The sequence below is a fragment of the Nocardioides sp. LML1-1-1.1 genome, assembly GCF_040676175.1.
Lineage (GTDB): Bacteria > Actinomycetota > Actinomycetes > Propionibacteriales > Nocardioidaceae > Nocardioides.
Map to the genome: position 1 here is coordinate 781,231 of NZ_JBEGHK010000001.1, position 17,942 is coordinate 799,172.

At 73.0% G+C, this 17,942-nt stretch carries 15 protein-coding genes; 5 read left to right on the top strand and 10 right to left on the bottom strand.

The genetic code is table 11. The annotated features are described in order from the left end of the window. Positions 1 to 27: 27 nt before the first annotated feature. The 3 genes from MRBLML1_RS03810 to MRBLML1_RS03820 are packed head-to-tail and all read right to left on the bottom strand — an operon-like array spanning position 28 to position 4,413. The gene (locus MRBLML1_RS03810) at positions 28 to 975 is read right to left on the bottom strand and encodes a hydroxymethylglutaryl-CoA lyase (protein WP_364511615.1); all 948 of its coding nucleotides are present in this window, start codon (positions 973 to 975) and stop codon (positions 28 to 30) included. Next, a complete protein-coding gene (locus MRBLML1_RS03815) occupies positions 972 to 2,777 on the bottom strand; it encodes an acetyl/propionyl/methylcrotonyl-CoA carboxylase subunit alpha (RefSeq protein ID WP_364511618.1) in 1,806 nt (601 codons plus the stop codon). The genes MRBLML1_RS03810 and MRBLML1_RS03815 overlap by 4 nt, the downstream gene beginning before the upstream one ends. A 7-nt stretch (positions 2,778 to 2,784) precedes the next feature. Continuing rightward, a complete protein-coding gene (locus MRBLML1_RS03820; protein ID WP_364511623.1) occupies positions 2,785 to 4,413 on the bottom strand; it encodes a carboxyl transferase domain-containing protein in 1,629 nt (542 codons plus the stop codon). Positions 4,414 to 4,466: 53 nt separating this feature from the next. On the opposite strand from MRBLML1_RS03820, the gene MRBLML1_RS03825 reads away from it, so the two are divergent. Together MRBLML1_RS03825 and MRBLML1_RS03830 are read left to right on the top strand one after the other, a co-directional pair. Then, a complete protein-coding gene (locus tag MRBLML1_RS03825) occupies positions 4,467 to 4,922 on the top strand; it encodes a hypothetical protein (protein WP_364511625.1) in 456 nt (151 codons plus the stop codon). A gap of 20 nt (positions 4,923 to 4,942) precedes the next feature. Continuing rightward, complete coding sequence (locus tag MRBLML1_RS03830) at positions 4,943 to 5,515, top strand: TetR/AcrR family transcriptional regulator (RefSeq protein WP_364511627.1); 573 nt, start codon at positions 4,943 to 4,945, stop codon at positions 5,513 to 5,515. 23 nt (positions 5,516 to 5,538) lie between these two features. Here MRBLML1_RS03830 and MRBLML1_RS03835 read toward each other — a convergent pair whose 3' ends face one another. Beyond that, positions 5,539 to 7,173 carry an acyl-CoA dehydrogenase family protein gene (locus MRBLML1_RS03835; protein ID WP_364511629.1) on the bottom strand — a complete coding sequence of 545 codons (1,635 nt, stop codon included), beginning with the start codon at positions 7,171 to 7,173 and terminating at the stop codon, positions 5,539 to 5,541. Beyond that, a complete protein-coding gene (locus MRBLML1_RS03840; protein ID WP_364511633.1) occupies positions 7,170 to 8,201 on the bottom strand; it encodes a crotonase/enoyl-CoA hydratase family protein in 1,032 nt (343 codons plus the stop codon). The genes MRBLML1_RS03835 and MRBLML1_RS03840 overlap by 4 nt, the downstream gene beginning before the upstream one ends. Before the next feature lie 63 nt (positions 8,202 to 8,264). Here MRBLML1_RS03840 and MRBLML1_RS03845 point away from each other — a divergent pair, with 63 nt between their 5' ends. Then, positions 8,265 to 9,008 carry a PaaX family transcriptional regulator C-terminal domain-containing protein gene (locus MRBLML1_RS03845; protein ID WP_364511635.1) on the top strand — a complete coding sequence of 248 codons (744 nt, stop codon included), beginning with the start codon at positions 8,265 to 8,267 and terminating at the stop codon, positions 9,006 to 9,008. Here the strand turns inward: MRBLML1_RS03845 and MRBLML1_RS03850 are convergent. Next, complete coding sequence (locus MRBLML1_RS03850) at positions 8,966 to 9,556, bottom strand: hypothetical protein (RefSeq protein ID WP_364511637.1); 591 nt, start codon at positions 9,554 to 9,556, stop codon at positions 8,966 to 8,968. The two genes, MRBLML1_RS03845 and MRBLML1_RS03850, sit on opposite strands and share 43 nt — an antisense overlap. Positions 9,557 to 9,629: 73 nt before the next feature. Between MRBLML1_RS03850 and MRBLML1_RS03855 the strand changes: the two genes are divergently transcribed. Next, positions 9,630 to 10,211, top strand: a complete 582-nt coding sequence (locus tag MRBLML1_RS03855; RefSeq protein ID WP_364511640.1) for a TetR/AcrR family transcriptional regulator — start codon at positions 9,630 to 9,632, stop codon at positions 10,209 to 10,211. Here MRBLML1_RS03855 and MRBLML1_RS03860 read toward each other — a convergent pair. Genes MRBLML1_RS03860 through MRBLML1_RS03875 form a run of 4 tightly spaced genes read right to left on the bottom strand, consistent with a single transcriptional unit; the run spans position 10,195 to position 16,068 of the window. Beyond that, positions 10,195 to 10,869: an SWIM zinc finger family protein gene (locus tag MRBLML1_RS03860; RefSeq protein ID WP_364511643.1), complete on the bottom strand. Its 675-nt coding sequence runs from the start codon at positions 10,867 to 10,869 to the stop codon at positions 10,195 to 10,197. The two genes, MRBLML1_RS03855 and MRBLML1_RS03860, sit on opposite strands and share 17 nt — an antisense overlap. Further along, complete coding sequence (locus tag MRBLML1_RS03865) at positions 10,869 to 13,640, bottom strand: DEAD/DEAH box helicase (protein WP_364511646.1); 2,772 nt, start codon at positions 13,638 to 13,640, stop codon at positions 10,869 to 10,871. Before MRBLML1_RS03865 ends, MRBLML1_RS03860 begins: the two co-directional genes overlap by 1 nt. Before the next feature lie 21 nt (positions 13,641 to 13,661). Beyond that, positions 13,662 to 14,978: a hypothetical protein gene (locus MRBLML1_RS03870; protein ID WP_364511649.1), complete on the bottom strand. Its 1,317-nt coding sequence runs from the start codon at positions 14,976 to 14,978 to the stop codon at positions 13,662 to 13,664. Positions 14,979 to 15,024: 46 nt separating this feature from the next. After that, the gene (locus MRBLML1_RS03875; protein ID WP_364511652.1) at positions 15,025 to 16,068 is read right to left on the bottom strand and encodes a hypothetical protein; all 1,044 of its coding nucleotides are present in this window, start codon (positions 16,066 to 16,068) and stop codon (positions 15,025 to 15,027) included. 115 nt (positions 16,069 to 16,183) lie between these two features. On the opposite strand from MRBLML1_RS03875, the gene MRBLML1_RS03880 reads away from it, so the two are divergent. Then, positions 16,184 to 17,905, top strand: coding sequence for a hypothetical protein (locus MRBLML1_RS03880; protein ID WP_364511654.1), 1,722 nt, complete (start codon positions 16,184 to 16,186; stop codon positions 17,903 to 17,905). Positions 17,906 to 17,942: the final 37 nt, after the last annotated feature.

A 17,942-nucleotide genomic window follows, 5' to 3' on the forward strand; every position in this document is an offset into this window, starting at 1 on the left:
GGATCCACCCACCCGGCCGGCTGGTCCTCAGGAAACGCTGGGCGTGAGGGCCCTCACCACCGCCGAGGGGCTGGGCCGGCCGAGCTCGCCGGCCATCCAGGCGCTGGTGGCGACGACGGCGCCGAGGTCGACACCGTGCTCGATGCCGAGCCCGGTGAGGAACCAGACCAGGTCCTCGGTCGCGAGGTTGCCGGTCGCGCTCTCGGCGTAGGGGCAGCCACCGAGGCCGCCGGCCGAGGCGTCGTACGTCGTCACACCGGCCTGGAGGCCCGCGTGCACGTTGGTGAGCGCCTGGCCGTAGGTGTCGTGGAAGTGCAGCGCGAGCCGGTCGGCCGGCACGCCCGCCGCGGCGAAGGCCCCGACGAGCTCCCGCACGTGGCCGGCGGTGGCGACGCCGATGGTGTCGCCGAGGCTGAGCTGGCCGACACCGAGGTCGAGCAGCCGGGTCCCGACGGTGACGACCTGCTCGACCGGGACGGCGCCCTCCCAGGGGTCGCCGAAGCACATCGAGACGTAGCCGCGCACGTCCATGCCCTGCTCCCGCGCCCGGCTGATCGTCGGGGCGAACATCTCGAACTGGGTGTCCAGCGTGCGGTTGAGGTTCTTCTCCGCAAAGGTCTCGGTCGCCGAGGCGAACACCGCGACGTGGCGCAGGCCGAGCTCGATCGCGCGGTCCAGGCCGCGCTCGTTGGGCACCAGCACCGGCAGCTCGCGGGCGGCGTCGCCCAGCGCGGCGGTGAGGCCGGACATCAGCTCGGCGGCGTCGGCGAGCTGGGGCACCCACCGCGGGTGCACGAAGCTGGTCGCCTCCACGACCGGCAGCCCGGCGGCCAGCAACCGCTGGACGAAGGCCGCCTTGGTCGCCGTCGGCACGGCGGTCTTCTCGTTCTGCAGGCCGTCGCGCGGGCCGACCTCGTAGATCGTCACCCGGCCCGGCAGACCGGGCTCGGGGACCACCATCGGCAGCCCGCTCATGCGCTCTCCCCCTCCGCCTCGACCACGAACAGCACCGCGCCGAGGGCCACCTGCTGACCGGTGCTCGCGCCGACCGAGGCGACCTGACCGTCGTACGGCGCCTTGAGGGCGAGCTCCATCTTCATCGCCTCGACCACGCCGAGCACCTGCCCCTCGCTCACCTGGTCACCGGCGGCGACCCGGACGTCGAGCACGGTGCCGGGCATCGGCGCGACGATCGTGCCGTCACCGGCGGCCGCACCGTGGTCGGCGCTCGCGTCGGGCCGGGTGAAGACGTGGCGCTGGCCGTGGTGGGCCAGCTCGACCTGGTGCGGGGTGACCCGCGCGACGGTGCCGGCCGGCACCCGGCGGGCCGGGGTGGCCGGCTCGTCCAGCTCGACGACCGGGGCGACCGGGGCGGCGCCCATCCGGAAGCCGTCACCGGCGAACGGGCCGGCCGGCGCGGTGTGCGCGTCCAGCCACAGCCGGGCCGCGATCGCCCGGGCCGGCGCGGGATCCGGCGCGGGGACCTCGTTGCGGTCCAGCCACGCGGTGTCGATCCCACCCGGCTCGGCGAACTCGGTGCCCGCCGCGAGCACCCGCAGGAAGCCGGTGTTGGTCGTCAGCCCGAGGATCGCGGTGTCGTCGAGCGCCTCGACCAGCGCGCGGCGGGCGGCCTCGCGGTCGCGGCCGGCGACGATGACCTTGCCGAGCATCGGGTCGTACGACGTGCTGACCACCTGCCCGCTCTCCAGGGCGTGGTCGACGCGTGCCGCCGCCGGCCAGTGCACCGTGGTGGCTCGGCCGGCCTGCGGCAGGAAGCCGCCGAACGCGTCCTCGGCGTAGATCCGCGCCTCGATGGCGTGGTCGTAGAAGCGCAGCCCCGCCTGGTCGAAGGGCAACGGCTCACCCGCCGCGACGGCGAGCTGGAGGGCGACCAGGTCGGTGCCGCTGTGGATCTCGGTGACCGGGTGCTCGACCTGGAGGCGGGTGTTCATCTCCAGGAAGTAGAAGTCTCCGGTGCTCGCGTCGAGGAGGTACTCGATGGTGCCGGCGTTCTCGTAGCCGACGGACGCGGACAGCGCGACGGCCGAGGCGTGGATCCGCTCGCGCAGCCCGGCGTCGAGCGCAGGGGCGGGCGCCTCCTCCAGCACCTTCTGGTGACGGCGCTGCACCGAGCACTCGCGGGTGCCGAGGTGGACGACGTGGCCGTGGCTGTCGCCAAGCACCTGGACCTCGATGTGGCGCCCGCGCTCGACGTACTTCTCGATCAGGACGGTGTCGTCGCCGAAGGCGGTGGCCGCCTCCCGCTTCGCGGCGGCGATCCCCTCGGGCAGGTCGGCGGCCGAGCGCACGACGCGCATGCCCTTGCCGCCGCCACCGGCCGCGGCCTTGACGAGCACCGGGTAGGCGAAGCCCGCCGGGTCCTCCTCCAGCCCGTACGACGGCACGACCGGCACTCCCGCCGCGACGGCGAGGTCGCGGGCTGCGTCCTTGCGCCCCATCTGCTCGATCACGGTGGGGCTGGGGCCGACCCAGGCGATGCCGGCGTCGGTGACGGCGCGCGCGAAGGCGGCGTTCTCCGACAGGAAGCCGTAGCCGGGGTGGATCGCGTCGGCGCCGGCCTCGCGGGCGGCCGCCAGCACCGCCTCGGCGTCGAGGTAGCTCGGCACGAGCAGCGCCTCGTCGGCGTCGCGCACGTGCAGCGCGTCGGCGTCGAGGTCGGTGTGCACGGCGACCGTGCGGATGCCGAGGGCACGGCAGGTGCGGAACACGCGGCGGGCGATCTCGCCCCGGTTGGCGACGAGGACGGTGGTGATCATCGGTGCCTCACATCCGGAAGATGCCGTAGTTGGGATCGGGCGTGGGCACGGCCGTGGTGACCTCGAGCGCCATGCCCAGGATCCGGCGGGTGTCGGCGGGGTCGATCACGCCGTCGTCCCACAGCCGCGCGGAGGCGTAGTAGGGCGAGCCCTGGGTCTCGTACTGCTCGCGGATCGGGTCCTTGAACTCCTCGTCGTCCTCGCGTCCGGCGACGGTCGCGAGCACGTTCGCCGCCTGGTCGCCGCCCATCACCGAGATCCGCGCGTTGGGCCACATCCACAGGAAGCGCGGGTCGTAGGCCCGACCGCACATGCCGTAGTTGCCCGCCCCGAAGGAGCCGCCGATCACGACGGTCAGCTTCGGCACGACCGAGCACGCCACCGCGGTGACCAGCTTGGCGCCGTCACGGGCGATGCCACGGTTCTCGTACTCGCGGCCCACCATGAAGCCGGTGATGTTCTGCAGGAAGAGCAGCGGGATGCCGCGCTGGTTGCAGAGCTCGACGAAGTGGGCGCCCTTGAGCGCCGACTCGCTGAACAGGATGCCGTTGTTGGCGACGATCCCGACCTGGTGGCCGTGGATGCGGGCGAACCCGCAGACGAGCGTCTCGCCGTAGAGCTGCTTGAACTCCTGCAGCCGGCTGCCGTCCACCAGGCGCCGGATCACCTCGCGGACGTCGTACGGCGTGCGGGTGCTCGACGGCACGACGTCGTAGATCGTCTCGGGGTCCTCCAGCGGCTCCTCGACCACCGCCCCGCTGGTCGAGCCTGCCCCGCTGGTCGAGCCTGCCCCGCTGGTCGAGCCTGCCCCGCTGGTCGAGCCTGCCCCGCTGGTCGAGCCTGTCGAGACCGGCAGCGTGTCGACGATGCCGCGCAGGATCCGCAACGCGTGGGCGTCGTCGTCGGCGAGGTGGTCCACGACGCCCGACCTGCGCGCGTGCACGTCGCCGCCGCCGAGGTCCTCGGCGCTGACGACCTCACCGGTGGCCGCCTTCACCAGCGGCGGGCCGCCGAGGAAGATCGTGCCCTGCTCCTTGACGATCACGGTCTCGTCCGACATCGCCGGCACGTAGGCGCCGCCGGCGGTGCAGGAGCCCATCACGGCGGCGAGCTGGGGGATGCCGCGCGCGGACATGTTCGCCTGGTTGAAGAAGATCCGGCCGAAGTGCTCGCGGTCGGGGAAGACCTCGTCCTGCATCGGCAGGAAGGCGCCGCCGGAGTCGACGAGGTAGACGCAGGGCAGGTTGTTCTCCGCGGCGATGGTCTGCGCGCGCAGGTGCTTCTTGACGGTCAGCGGGTAGTAGGTGCCGCCCTTGACCGTCGCGTCGTTGGCGATGACCAGGGCGTTACGGCCCTGGATGCGGCCGATGCCGGCGACGACGCCGGCCGACGGGACGGCGTAGTCGTCGCCGGGGGCCTTGCCGTACATGCCGTACGCCGCCAGCGGGGCCACCTCGAGGAACGGGCTCCCCGGGTCGAGCAGCCGGTCGACGCGCTCGCGCGGGAGCAGCTTGCCGCGGTCGGTGTGCTTGGTGCGGGCGGCCTCGCTGCCGCCCTGGCGGACCCGGGCGAGGCGCTCGCGCAGGTCGGCGCTGAGCTCGCGCAGGCTGGGCTCGGTGCTCGGAGTCTCGGACACGTCGCTAGGTTAACGATCATTAACCTGGGCTGTAAAGGCCTAGGCTGCTGCGCGTGAAGCGCTCCCTCGCCGTGGCCGCCGTCCTCAGCCTCACCGTGCTCGCCGCCGGGTGCGACGACGGAGACGACACGTCCTCCGGCAAGCCCTCGGCGGGCGCCTCCTCCGAGGCGTCGGCGGAGTCCCCGGGGGCCGGCGAGGTCGAGAACGAGACCTACCCCCGCGGCGCCGACATCACCCGCTTCTGCGCGGTCGTCGGCGAGATCGACGACGCGATCGACGAGGCCGAGCCCGGCAACAAGGACCACTGGGACCGGATCCTGTCCTCCTTCGAGGCCCTCGACGCGCTCGGCGTCCCCGACGACCTGCCGGAGGCCGGCGCGGCCGAGCTGGTGCACGTCGAGCTGCTCGTCCAGGAGAGCACCTCGGTGGCCGACTTCAACGCCGCGGTCGAGAAGTCCCCGCCCCAGGGCCGCACGCTGGACGACTACATCGACGAGCAGTGCGGGTGAACGACCGCTAACCTTCGGGGATGACCGCGACCCGCCGTGAGCAGATCCTGGCCACCGCGGCCGACCTGTTCGCCGCCCGCGGCTTCCACGGCGTCTCCGTCGCCGAGCTGGGCGCGGCCTGCGGCATCTCCGGTCCCGCGCTCTACAAGCACTTCCCCTCCAAGCACGCCATGCTCGCCGAGATGCTCACCTCGATCAGCGAGCGCCTGCTCGCCGTCGGCCGCGAGCGGGTCGACGCCGCGCCCGGTGACCCCGCCTCCGCACTGCGCGGGCTGGTCGAGTGGCACGTGGAGTTCGCGCTCGCGCACCGGCCCCTGATCGTCGTACAGGACCGGGACTGGGAGTCCCTGCCCGAGGACGCCCGGGCGCAGGTACGACGCCTCCAGCGCTCCTACGTCGGCCTGTGGGCCGACCAGCTCCGCGCCCTCGATCCCGGGTTGGACAAGGCGGGGGCGCACGCCACCGCCCAGGCCGCCTTCGGCCTGCTCAACTCCACCCCGCGTGCCGGGCACGGGATCCCGGACGCGCGGCTGCGGGAGCTGCTCGGGTCCATGGCGCTCGCTGCCCTGGGGGTCTCCGCGCCGGGCTCCTGATCCCGTCGTACCGGACAGGAGCCTCAGAAGCCGGGCGCGGTGCGCTCCAGGACCGGTGCCAGGTCCAGCCCCGCGGGCAGCGTGCCGAACGCGCTGCCCCAGTCCCGCGCGAGCCGGGTCGCGCAGAAGGCGTCGGCGACGGCGGTGGGGGCGTGGCGGAGCAGCAGGCCGGCCTGGAAGACGACGGCGATCTGCTCGACCAGGCGGCGGGCGCGCAGCTCGATGTCGTCGAAGTCGGTGAGCTCCTTCTTGAGCGCGGTGACCGCGTCGTCGTACCGGGCATCGGCGCCGAGGGCGAGGTCGGCCTCGGCGAAGAAGGCGTCCAGGGACTCGGGCTCGCGGCCGATCGCGCGCAGGGCGTCGAGGGCGGCGACGTTGCCGGAGCCCTCCCAGATCGAGAGCAGCGGCAGCTCGCGGTAGATGCGGGCGAGGTCGAAGTCCTCGATGTAGCCGTTGCCGCCGAGGCACTCGAGGGCCTCGTTGGCGAGGACCGGGCCGCGCTTGCAGACGTAGTACTTGGTGGCGGCCAGGGCGAGCCGCCGCAGCGCCGCCTCACCGGCGTCGCCGTGCACGGCGCGGTCGTTGGCGCCGGCGAGGCGCATCATCGCGGTGGTGGCGGCCTCGGACTCGACGGCGAGGTCGGCGAGCACGTTGCGCATGAGCGGCTGGTCGATCAGCAGCTTGCCGAAGGCGGAGCGGTGGCGGGCGTGGTGGGCGGCCTGGACCAGGGCGGAGCGCATCCCCGCGGCGGAGCCGATGACGCAGTCCAGCCGGGTCATGTTGACCATCTCCACGATGGTCTTGACGCCCTTGCCCTCCTCGCCGACGAGCCAGCCGACGGCGTCGTCGTACTCGATCTCCGACGACGCGTTGGACTTGTTGCCGAGCTTGTCCTTGAGCCGCAGGAAGCGGATCGGGTTGGCCTCGCCGCCCGGCAGCACCCGCGGCAGCAGGAAGCACGAGAGCCCGCCCGGCGCCTGGGCGAGGGTCAGGAACATGTCCGACATCGGCGCCGAGGTGAACCACTTGTGGCCGACGATCCGGTAGGTCCCGTCGGGCTGCGGGGTCGCCGCCGTGGTGTTCGCGCGTACGTCGGAGCCGCCCTGCTTCTCCGTCATCGACATGCCCGCGATCAGGCCCTGCTTGGTCTCCGGGTCACGCAGCCCGAAGTCGTAGACGCGGTTGGTGAGCAGCGGCTCGAAGCGCGCGGCCAGCTCGGGGTTGGCCCGCAGCGCCGGTACGACGGCGTAGGTCATCGAGATCGGGCAGCCGTGCCCCGCGTCGACGTTCCAGGAGTAGAACTTGGCCGCGCGGGCGACGTGCGCGCCGGGCCGGTCGTCGGCCCAGGGCGCGGCGTGGATGCCGTGGGAGACGGCGGTCTCCATGAGCTGGTGGTACGCCGGGACGTACTCCACCTCGTCGATGCGCCGCCCGTAGCGGTCGTGGGTCAGCAGCCGCGGGGGCACGCGCTCGGCGAGCCGGCCCCACTCGATCGCCTCGGCGGTGCCGGCGAGCCGGCCGACCTCGCGGATCTCGGGCAGCGCCCAGCCGGCGCCCTCGCGCTCGATGCCGTCGAGCAGGGCGGGGTCGGCGGAGGTGTCGTGGCCGACGAGCGGCGGCACCTGGTTGAAGATCTCGTGGGTGGTCATCGTGCTCATCCCCTGTCGGTGACGTTGCTGGTGGCGGGTCCGGCGTCGTCGTACGGCGCCCCGTCGCGCTCGCGCACGGCCTGGCGGAAGCCGGCCTCGGCGGCGCGCTGCTGGAAGGCGTAGCCCTCGCGCGTGTGGCGGGAGATGCCGTCGAAGACGGTGGAGATCATCTGGCTGTTCTGCACGCCCTGGGCGAGCAGCGCGGAGTTCAGCGCGAGCTTGGTCATGATCAGCTGGTTGAGCGGCATCGCGGCGATCCGCCGGACCAGTGCCTCGGTGCGCTCGGCGAGCCGCTCGGGCTCCGGCGCCTCGATCGCCAGCCCCCACTCCGCGGCCTCGCGGCCGGTGAGGGTGTCGCCGGTGAGCAGCAGGCGCTTGGCGCGCTGGTCGCCGAGCCGGTGCGCCCACAGGCCGGCGGAGGGCACGCCCCAGACCCGCGTGGGCGGGTAGCCGATCTTGGCGTCGGCGGCGATCACGATCTGGTCGCAGTGCAGCGCGATGTCGGTGCCGCCCGCGACGCAGAAGCCGTGGATGCTCGCCACGGTGGGCTTGTTCGCGTGCAGCAGGCTGGCGAAGCCGCGGGTGAAGCGGCTCATCATCGCGTAGTCGACCATCGGGTCCCAGGTGCCGGCCGGGTCGTGGTTGTGCATCTGCACGCTCGCGTCGAGCACGGTGCCCTCGCGCGGGACCGGGCCCACCCTGTGGTCGAGCCTGTCGAGACCCCCCTCCATGAGGCCCTCCGCGGACGCCGCGAGGTCGTAGCCGCCGCAGAAGCCCTTGCCGCGCCCGCTCAGCACGATCACGTGCACGCGCGGGTCGAGGTCGGCGCGCTCGACGGCGTCGGCCAGCTCGGCGGGAGTGTCCGGGGTGATCGAGTTGCCCTGCTCGGGCCGGTCGAAGGTCAGCCGCGCGACCCGGCCGTCGACCTCGTAGGTCAGCGTCCGGTACGACGGCGCGGGCGCGACCTCGCCCGCGTCCCGGTACGGCGAGTCCGCGCCCTCGTGCGTGGGACGACGCCAGGGTGCCGGTTCGCTCATGCCAGTGACGTTACAGGTTCGCTAACAGTTGTGTCGAGATCTGTAGCGTGGGAGGCTGGGCGGGTGCCCGCCGACCTCGCCCCGCTCCCGGCGCGCTCGGTCATGCTCAGCCTGCTGCTCGGCTCCCACCCGGACCGGATGAGCGCGGCCGACCTGGTCCGCGCCGGCGAGCACTTCGGCATCCCGGCGGCCACCAGCCGGGTCGCGCTGACCCGCGCCGTCGCGGCCGGCGACCTGCGCCGCGACCCGTCGGCGGGCTCCGGGCAAGGCGCGTACGCGCTCGGCGAGCGGCTCGCGCGGCGGCAGCGCCGCCAGGACGAGGCCGTGCTCGACGCCGAGACCCCGTGGGACGGCACCTGGGAGCTGGCGGTGGTGACCGTCAGCGGGCGACCCGGGCCGGAGCGCGCGGCCCTGCGGGAGCGGCTGGCGTCGTACCGGCTGGCGGAGGCGCGGGAGGGCGTGTGGACCCGGCCGGCCAACCTGCGCCGCCCGCGGGCGTACGCCGGCGACGCGGTCCTCAGCACGTTCCTCGCCACGCCCGACGAGGACCCGGCAGCCCTCGCCGCCAGCCTGTGGGACCTGCCGGCCTGGGCGCGCGAGGGCACCGCCCTGCTCGAGCGGCTGTCGAGCACAGGCGAGCCCGCGCTCCGCCTGGCGGTCGCCGCGCACGTGGTCCGCCACCTCGCGGGAGATCCCCTGCTCCCGGCCGCGCTGCTGCCGGACGACTGGCCCGCGGCGGCGATGCGCTCGGCGTACGCCGCCTATCAGGACGAGCTGCGCGCGCTGGCCTTCTCCTCGCTGTCCTGACGGGAGCTGGGCAGCTCCCACACCGGCCCGAACAGCAGCCAGAGGCCGACGACCACCCACGGCCGTCCCAGGCCGGCCAGCAGCACCTCGTCCTGGGCGGGATCGGCGACGAGCAGCACCAGGCCGATCAGCACGACGGAGGCGATGGTCGCGGCGTTGACCACCCGGAACCACTCGCGCCACAGGGCCGCGAGCCTCTCCGGGCCGTGCTTCGGCGGCTTGACCGGCGGCGGGCCGCCGGCGAAGCGGTGGGCGAAGCGGACGTCGGCCCACCGCACCAGCGCGGGACCGAAGGCGACCGAGAAGCCGAGGTAGATCCCCGCCAGGGTGTGCGTCCCGCCGGCCTCGGCGCCACGGTGCAGGTCGACGGCGACCGCACCGACGAGCAGCACGTCGAGCAGCGGGATCGCCGCGAGGGTGAGGGTGCTGGCCAGCCTCCAGCGGAGCAGGTAGCGCAGCGTGAGGCCGGCGCCGAGCAGCACCCACAGGCCGATCTCGCAGGCGACGATGAACCCGGCGACCGGGTTGTCGGAGAGGAAGTCCAGCATCAGGTGTCCCGAGGTTCTAGCGCGAACGTGCTAACAACGAGCAAACGTAGCACAGTCGTGCTAACGTCACCTCGTGCCGCGGACCATCGACCACGAGGAGCGCCGGCAGCGGATCGGCGAGGCCGTGTGGCGGATCGTGCTGCGCGAGGGGGTCGGCGCCGTGTCGCTGCGGACCGTCGCGGCGGAGGCCGAGCTGGTGCTCGGCTCGCTGCGGCACAGCTTCCCGACGAAGGATGCGCTGCTCGCGTTCGCCATGGAGCTCGCCCACGAGCGGGCGGCAGCCCGGGTCGGGCGGCACGCGGGGGTGCGGGACCCGTGGCGTCGCGCCCGCGCCGCGCTGCACGAGGTGATGCCGCTCGACGACGAGCGCCGGGTCGAGATGCGGGTGCACCTCGCGCTCATGGCCGAGAGCCCCGCGCACGAGCGGCTGGCCGAGCTGGCCGGCGCCGCCCACGACGCCATCCGGGGGCTCTGCCTCGAGGCGCTGACCGTGCTCCGCGACGCGGGCTTGGTGCGCGCGGACCTCGACCTCCGGCGGGCGACCACGACCCTGCACGCGCTCGTCGACGGGCTGGCCCTGCACGCGATGCGGGACCCGCGGCAGCGGCGGGCCGTCGTACGGGCGCTGGACGAGCACCTCAGCTCTCTGCGCTGACCTCCGACTCGAACGCGGCGATCATCGCGCGGGCCCGGACGGCCGCGTCCACGGCGAGCTCGACGTCGTCGGCCAGGTCGCCGACCCGCGGCTCGCCCGGCGCGGGGTCGCCCGCCGCACGCGCGTGCAGCGCGGCCAGCAGCTGCTCACGGTCCAGGCCGCGGATCGCCAGCAGCACCAGCGGATCGGCGTCGACCAGCCAGCCGGCCTGGATCAGCACCGCGACCGCGTGCGCACAGGGATCCAGGTAGTGGGGGCAGGTGCAGGTGGCGGCCAGCTCGCCGCCGTAGGGCAGCAGCTCGACACCGAGCTCCTCGGCGTGCTCGACGAGGTCGTGCGGCAGGTTGCCCGCGAGCAGCTCCGCGATCCGGCCGGACTCGGCCGCGACCGCCTCGACGAAGCCGTCGCGGGCCGCCTCGTCCAGCTCCGGTACGGCGACCTCGACCGTCCACGCGTCCTCCCCGTCCCGCACGGCGGCCACCAGCGAGCCCCCGTCGACGGTGATCCCGCCGACGTCGCCGCGCCGGGCGGCGGCACGGCCGGGGCGCAGCTCGGCCTCGGAGTAGGTCGCCTCCTCGACCGCCCGCAGCCATGCCTTGCCCCACCAGGAGCGCACCCCGCGCGGCGGGGAGGTGCGGCGGGTGAAGGTGGTGCGCATCAGTCGTCCACCGCCGCGCTCTCCCGGGCCGCGCGGCGCAGGGTGACCAGGTCGCGCAGCTCCTCGTTGCTCAGCTCGGTCAGCGCGGCGTCGCCGCGGGCGAGCACCGCGTCGGCGAGCTGGCGCTTGCGGTCGAGCAGCTGCGCGACCCGCTCCTCGATGGTGCCGCGGGTGACCATCCGGTGCACCTGGACCGGTCGGGTCTGGCCGATCCGGTAGGCGCGGTCGGTCGCCTGCTCCTCGACCGCGGGGTTCCACCAGCGGTCGAGGTGGATGACGTGGTCGGCCCGGGTGAGGTTCAGCCCCGTGCCGCCGGCCTTGAGCGAGAGCAGGAAGACCGGCACCGCCGCGTCGTCCTCGGCCTGGAATCGCCGGACCATCGCCTCGCGCTCGCGCACCGGCGTGCCGCCGTGGAGGAACTGGTGCGGGACGCCGGCGGCGGCCAGGTGCTGCTCGACCAGGCGGGCCATCGCGACGTACTGGGTGAAGACGAGGACCGCGCCGTCCTCGGCCAGCACGGTGGCGACCAGCTCGTCGAGCAGCTCCAGCTTCTCCGAGCGGCCGGTGAGGCGCACCGCCCCGGACTGCTTGAGGAACTGGGCCGGGTGGTTGCAGATCTGCTTGAGGCCGGTGAGCAGCGCCAGCACCAGGCCGCGGCGGGCGTCCGGGTCGGAGCGCTCGATGCGCTCCATGGAGTCCTTCACGAACGCCTCGTAGAGCACCACCTGCTCGCGGGTCAGCCCGAGCAGGTGGTCGGTCTCGGTCTTCGGCGGCAGCTCCGGCGCGATGCCGGGGTCGGACTTGCGGCGGCGCAGCAGGAAGGGCCCGATCAGGTCCGCGAACTGGCGCGCCTTGGTCGGCTCCGCACCGGACTCGATCGGCGCCGCCCACACCCGCCGGAACGCCAGCCTGCTGCCGAGCAGGCCCGGCACGCACCAGTCGAGGATCGACCACAGCTCGGTGAGGTCGTTCTCGACCGGCGTGCCGGTCAGCGCCACCCGCGCGTTGTTGGGCAGCTGGCGCAGGGCGCGCGCGGTCGACGTACGGGAGTTCTTGACGTGCTGCGCCTCGTCGGCCACGACCAGGTCCCACGAGACGGCGGCGAGGGTGGCCGCGTCACGGCGCAGGGTGCCGTAGGTCGTCAGCACGAACCCCGCGCCGAGGTCGTCGAGGGAGCGCGACCCACCGTGGAAGCGGCGGACCGGCACGCCGGGCGCGAACCGCTGGATCTCGCTCTCCCAGTTGCCGAGCAGGCTCGCCGGGCAGACCACGAGCGTCGGCGCGGCCGCAGCCCGGTGCAGGTGCAGCGCGATGAGGGTGATCGTCTTGCCGAGCCCCATGTCGTCGGCGAGGCAGGCGCCGAGGCCGAGCCCGGTGAGGTCGGCGAGCCAGGTGAGCCCGTGCCGCTGGTAGTCGCGCAGGCTGGCGGCAAGACCGGGGGGCTCCGGCAGCGGGTCGCGGGTGGCGGCGGACAGCACCTGCTCGCGGACCTTCAGCAGGCTGGCGCCCACGACCACCTGCGCGGTCTCCGGCTCCTCGTCCGCCGGGGCCGGCAGCTCGGTCACCCCGGTCAGCGCGGCGGCCAGGGCCTGGGCACCGGTGGCCTTGCGGATCAGCCGCTTGCGGGCGCGCTGCGCGGTCGTCGGGTCGACCACGGTCCAGGCACCGCGCAGCTTGATGACCGGGCTCGCCGCCTGGGCGAGCTCGGTCATCTCCTCCTCGGTCAGCGGCTCGCCGTGCAGCGCGACCTGCCAGGAGAAGGAGAACAGCCCCTCCGCCGAGAACGGGCTGTCCTGCAGCGGCAGCTCGGTGCCCCTCGGGCCCTTCTCCCGCTGCGTGCCGAGCACCGCGCGGGTGGTCAGCTCCGGGCCGAGGGCGCGCGGCCAGTGCACGTCGACACCCGCCGCCCGCAGCGCGCCCACCCGGTCCAGCAGCGCGGAGATCTCCTCGCCGTCGAGGGTGAGCTGGTCCGGCACCGAGAGCGCGAGGAACCGGTCCAGCGCCGGCCACACGTCGGCCGCGGCGCGCAGCGCGATGCTCGCGTGGATGCGGGCCCGGCCACCGAAGCCGTGCTCCTCCTCGCCCGCCGTCCACAGCACGGCCGCGTCGCACACGTGCAGCGGGTCGCGCTCGTCGTGGACCTGGAGCACCACCCGGACCGAGCCCGCGACCAGCTCCTCCTCGTCGGCCTCCACCCGCAGCGAGATCCGCACCAGCTCGGGCAGCTCGTCGCGGCGGCGGGCCCGGGCGGTCGCCTCCTCACGCGCCGTCCGCTCCGCCAGCCGTCGGCGCACCCGCTCGGCGAAGTCCTCCGAGGACCCCGGCTCCCTGGCCTGCCTCGCCTCCGCCGGCCGGGCCCGGAGCGCCGGGGCCGCCCGCGGCATCGCGTCCGCGACGGCGTCGAGGACCTGGCGGACCAGCCGGACCGCGGCATCGGGGTCGAGGTCGTCGTGGGCGCGGGCGGTCGCCAGGCGTCGTACGGCGTCGTGGTCGCGCTCGTCGAGGCCGTCCACCCGCCACCCGGCCGGCCCGTCCGGCACGGGCGCGACCTTGCCGGCGGCGACCAGGCGCAGGCCGAGCAGGGCGGCGCCGCTGAGCAGCGCGACGCTCGGGTGGGTGCCGTCCGCGGTGTGCGCCCGGCTGAGCACCGGCAGCGCCGCGCGGACCGGCAACGCGACCGTGCGCACGGCCGGCACCGCGTCGGTGAACTCGATCAGTGCCGGGTCACCGGCCCGGAAGGTCGCCGGGCCGGTGACGGGAACGAAGCTCACATGGGGACGTTAACGCCTACCTCAGACAGTGAGTTCCGAGGCGGTACGACGTTCCCGCAGCCGCGCCACGAACCACGCCCCGAGCAGCAGCACACCACCGGCCGCTGCCAGGATCGCCGCCCACCAGGTCGGGTGCTCGGCCGCCAGCGCGAACGACGCCAACGGGACCAGGATCGCCGGGGCGGCGATGGCGAGGATGGTGAAGCCGGAGTGGTTGGTGATCGACGCGGCCGCCGCCCAGAGGACGACGAGCAGAGCAGCGATGACCAGCAGCCACCAGACGTCGCCCTCGTGGAACCCGGCCTCCATGCTCCCCGGACCGAAGTCGTCCGGGGACCCCTCGTCGAGCGAGGTGAGCTCGGGCATCCCGAACAGGAAGCCGAAGAAGAAGCGGGACACCAGGAACACCGCCAGGATCCCGGTCAACCCCGCCAGACCGACCGCGCCGACGACGACCCCGGTGACCGCACGGCTCGGGAGCGCCCAGCCGAGCAGGGTGATGACCACGACGAAGACCGCGATGAGCACCGCACCGGTGACCTCGGGGTGCCCCTCGCCGAGGCTGTCGGCGACGAAGTCCTCGAAGGCGACCATGTAGACCAGGGCGAGGCCCAGGATCCCGACCACCACGAACGCGGCGCGGCGCGCGGCGACGTAGCCGATCGCCGCGAGCACCGCCATGGTGCCGCCGATGACGTAGGCCAGCCACGAGCCGTCGTCGTCGACGCCGACACCGATCACCAGCGCGGTCGCCAGGATGCCGACCGTGCCGGGCCAGGTGATCACCTCCTCGCGGGCGCGGCCGCCGGAGCGGCGCGCCGCCAGCGAGCCGAGGATCGCGATGACGAGCAGCACGGCGGTGGCGCCGACCGCGACGCCGTAGTTGGACCAGTCGAGGTCGGCCTCGTCACGACTGCGGATCGAGCCGATCACCACGGCCGCGCCGAGCAGGCCGGTGCCGATGGCGACGATGGCGGCGGTGATCCCGGCCTTGGTCGCGCGGTGCGGGGAGTCGGGCTCGTCGGCGCCGGCCGCGTGCGCCGGCGGGCCGGCGTCGCCGCCGCCGATCCAGGCCGCGGTCCGCGGCTCCTCGGTCAGCACGGCGGACCGGCCCTGCTCGTCGGTCCCCACGTCGGCCTGCGTGGTCGCGGGCGGCGGAGGCGGCGGCGCCTGGGCACGGACCGGCTCGGTCTCGGCGGGGCCGTCGCCGTCGTCGATCGCGCCCGCCGGCGGCTGCGGCTCGTCCGGCCGGATCGCCGTGTGCTGCGGGTCGATCGGCTCCGAGGCGGCGTCCCCGGGGTCGCCGGCGTCGGGGGAGTTCTGCGCGTCGTCGGTCATGGCACCACGGTAGGCCCGGCGGGCCGGAGAAGCCGGGAGGCGAGCCTCAGGGCAGGACGCGTCCGGTGATGGGCGGCAGGTCGGCGAGGGTGACGATGCCGGGCTCGGCGGCCACGACGTACGGCACCGCGTTGGTCACCGGCAGCGCCGTGTAGATCATCCCGAGGCCCATGTAGCCGGGCTCCGACCAGTCCTCGGGCGGCAGGCACTGCACCACCGTGCGCATGTTCGGGCGGCCGAAGACCTGGATCACGTGGCCGTGGGCCAGCGGCTTCGGCGGGGTGACGTGCGCGCCCATGGTCCAGTTGAAGCCGACGCTCACCACGTTGCGCTCCCCCACCCAGCCGCGGTGGTAGCCGAGCACGCCCGCGACGGTGCCCTCGGGGATCGTCATGAAGCCCAGGTCCGTCGTACCGGTCGCGGGGGTGAAGGTCACGTCGAAGCTCATCCGGTCCAGCCGTACGCCGAGCGCGTCGGCCATCATCGCCGCGGACTCCGCGAACACCTCGCTCTCCCGGCGCACCGACTCCGCCAGGCCCGGCGTCTCCGGGTCCAGGGAGAAGCCCATCGCGCGCTGGGTCTCCGCCGACTCGTACGTCGAGCAGTCCACCGACTCGGTGATCCGGATCTCGTCCACCCGCTCGCACGACCCGCTCAGCACCATCCCCACCAGGTTGGTCATGCCCGGGTGGGCGCCACTGCCGAAGATCGTCGACCGCCCCTGCGCACAGGCCTTCTCGATCCGCGCCCGGTCCTCCGGCGACTGCTTGCCGCCGGTGATCCAGGCCGCGCTGGTGCACACGTTGACGCCGTTCTCGAGCAGCCGGACCAGCTCGTCGACGTCCGGCCACAGCGGGTTGTAGCAGCACGCGTCGGGCGCGAGCGCCAGCAGCGCGTCCACGTCGTCGGTGGCGAGCACCCCGGTCGGCTCCGGCCAGCCGCACAGCTGCGCCGCGTCCTTGCCGACCTTCTCGGCGCCGTGGGCGTAGACGCCGACCAGCTCCAGGTCGGGGCGGGCGAGGATCGCGTGCGCGGAACGGCTGCCGATGTTGCCGGTCGTCCACTGGACCACGCGGAGGGGTGCGCTCATGCGAGCGAGATTAGAACCTGTTCTATTTTATGTCGAGGGTCGACCCCCGCACTCGGGCCTGCGAGTTTGCTGGCGAGCACGCTGCCCTGTCGGGCCCGAGCACTAACGTCGAGGCATGCCAGGGATCGATTGGGCTTACCTCGGAGCAATCGGCGGCGAAGGACTGGAGGACTTCGCCGCCACCTGCCTGCGCCAGCTCTATCACGACGCGCGTCAGACCCGACCGGCCAGCGGCGATGGAGGCGTTGATGTGTACCGCGAAACACCCGCCGGGCTCGTCGTCTGGCAGATCAAGAAGTTCACGGCGCCGGTCGGACCAGGCCAGAGAAGGCAGATCAAGCAGTCGTGGCGACGATTCTGGGACGCCAACGTGGCGACCGGGAAACCCATCATTTCGTATTCCCTAGTAACGCCCTGGACGCCGACCAGTACTGCGCTCACCTGGTTCGAGAATCAAGTCACGAGTGACGCGCCATTCGATACAGCCTGGGAGGGTGCAGCCTTCTTCAACATGCTGGCAGCTCGGTTTCCAGGGACGCATGATCGGTTTTTCAAGGGACCCGACGTGCTAGAGGGCATGACGCTCGCGAAGGCCACGCTTGCTTCGTCGCCGGTCGAGAGTGCCGACAGCATCACAATGCTCGAGGCGATTAATGCCCGCGAAACAGCCTTGCGCGAGATCAAGGACATGATCAGCGACAACTATCAGATCGATTCCGGAACCTTTCGGCTGCCGCGGGGCGAGGCTCCCACCGTTGCCAACATGCGGGGACGTATCCGTGGCCAAACACGGTGGACACGCATCGACGACACCCGGTGGCAGGCAGAGACGGTGGTCCCGACCAACGCTCAGTCCGCAGAGGTTGAACCGATCACAATCAACATGCGATTCCTCGTCGAGCCGGGTAGCCCTGAGGCTGAGGCAGTTGCGGATTGGAACCGTTGGGGCGTGCCCCTGGAGGGCATCCCTGCTGAGTCTCAGATCGTCGGCGGCCCATTCGACGAACCCGAGCCGAGCAGGGGAAGGCTGTCATTCGGCGCTACCGAGGCTCCGCCTGATCTGCCCCGTCTGTTTCTGCGTGCACGACCGCCTTTTCAGGACAGCCTCTCTCCGACTGAGGACGTAGCGTTCGTCGTGCGCGAAGCAACTGTCGGGCGGCTAGGCGGTGGGCTCCGCATTGTCGCGAGCACCCGTAGCGGAGCGCTCACGCTCGAAGCTCGCGTTCGGTCGGAGGAGGCTGAGCCCAGCTTCGTTCTGCGACTCTCAGTAGAAGCAGGTCAGAACCCGGCCGCGGTCGCTCGTGACCTCACGCGGGTCCAAGCACTCGAGGCCCACGGCGCATTTGAGTGCGTGATCGAAGACGGTCCCGTCGTAGCTGCTGGCACTGACCTGGGCTCTCCGCGGCTGGCCGCGACGATCAGTCGATTAGCAGTGGACCTCGCTCGATTACAGCCCCACACGACCTCGAAACTCCTGATGCCAGACGTATGGCAGACCACCGATCGTCAGGCCGAGGAGCTGCACCGCCTCGCCGTCATCTATGACGAGGGGGCGCTCACCGAAACCTGGGACAAAATGAACCTCACGATCGAGGATCCCGACCTCCTGCGCAACCCAAAACTCCTCAACGGCGAAGGCGCGCTGCTGAGCCCCAGCGAACCCACCTTCACGCTTGGCGGCACGGACTACACGATCACCCGCCAGTTGGTGGTGTCCGTGCTGAGCCCAAAGCTCGCTGACTGGGTAGACCGGACGAAGGTCACTCGTGGATCGGAGATCGAGATCGTCCCGGCGTCGGACAACCGAATCGTGTGGGCGCCGTTAGCTGAGGAATGACTGCATGGAGAGAGTCGGGATTGCACTCCCTGATCAC

What these genes read in the sequence shown, in the direction of transcription:
- MRBLML1_RS03810 (WP_364511615.1), bottom strand. Translation starts at nt 975, where the DNA reads ATGAGCGGGCTGCCGATGGTGGTCCCCGAGCCCGGTCTGCCGGGCCGG.
- MRBLML1_RS03815 (WP_364511618.1), bottom strand. Translation starts at nt 2,777, where the DNA reads ATGATCACCACCGTCCTCGTCGCCAACCGGGGCGAGATCGCCCGCCGC.
- MRBLML1_RS03830 (WP_364511627.1), top strand. Translation starts at nt 4,943, where the DNA reads ATGACCGCGACCCGCCGTGAGCAGATCCTGGCCACCGCGGCCGACCTG.
- MRBLML1_RS03835 (WP_364511629.1), bottom strand. Translation starts at nt 7,173, where the DNA reads ATGAGCACGATGACCACCCACGAGATCTTCAACCAGGTGCCGCCGCTC.
- MRBLML1_RS03840 (WP_364511633.1), bottom strand. Translation starts at nt 8,201, where the DNA reads ATGAGCGAACCGGCACCCTGGCGTCGTCCCACGCACGAGGGCGCGGAC.
- MRBLML1_RS03850 (WP_364511637.1), bottom strand. Translation starts at nt 9,556, where the DNA reads ATGCTGGACTTCCTCTCCGACAACCCGGTCGCCGGGTTCATCGTCGCC.
- MRBLML1_RS03860 (WP_364511643.1), bottom strand. Translation starts at nt 10,869, where the DNA reads ATGCGCACCACCTTCACCCGCCGCACCTCCCCGCCGCGCGGGGTGCGC.
- MRBLML1_RS03870 (WP_364511649.1), bottom strand. Translation starts at nt 14,978, where the DNA reads ATGACCGACGACGCGCAGAACTCCCCCGACGCCGGCGACCCCGGGGAC.
- MRBLML1_RS03875 (WP_364511652.1), bottom strand. Translation starts at nt 16,068, where the DNA reads ATGAGCGCACCCCTCCGCGTGGTCCAGTGGACGACCGGCAACATCGGC.
- MRBLML1_RS03880 (WP_364511654.1), top strand. Translation starts at nt 16,184, where the DNA reads ATGCCAGGGATCGATTGGGCTTACCTCGGAGCAATCGGCGGCGAAGGA.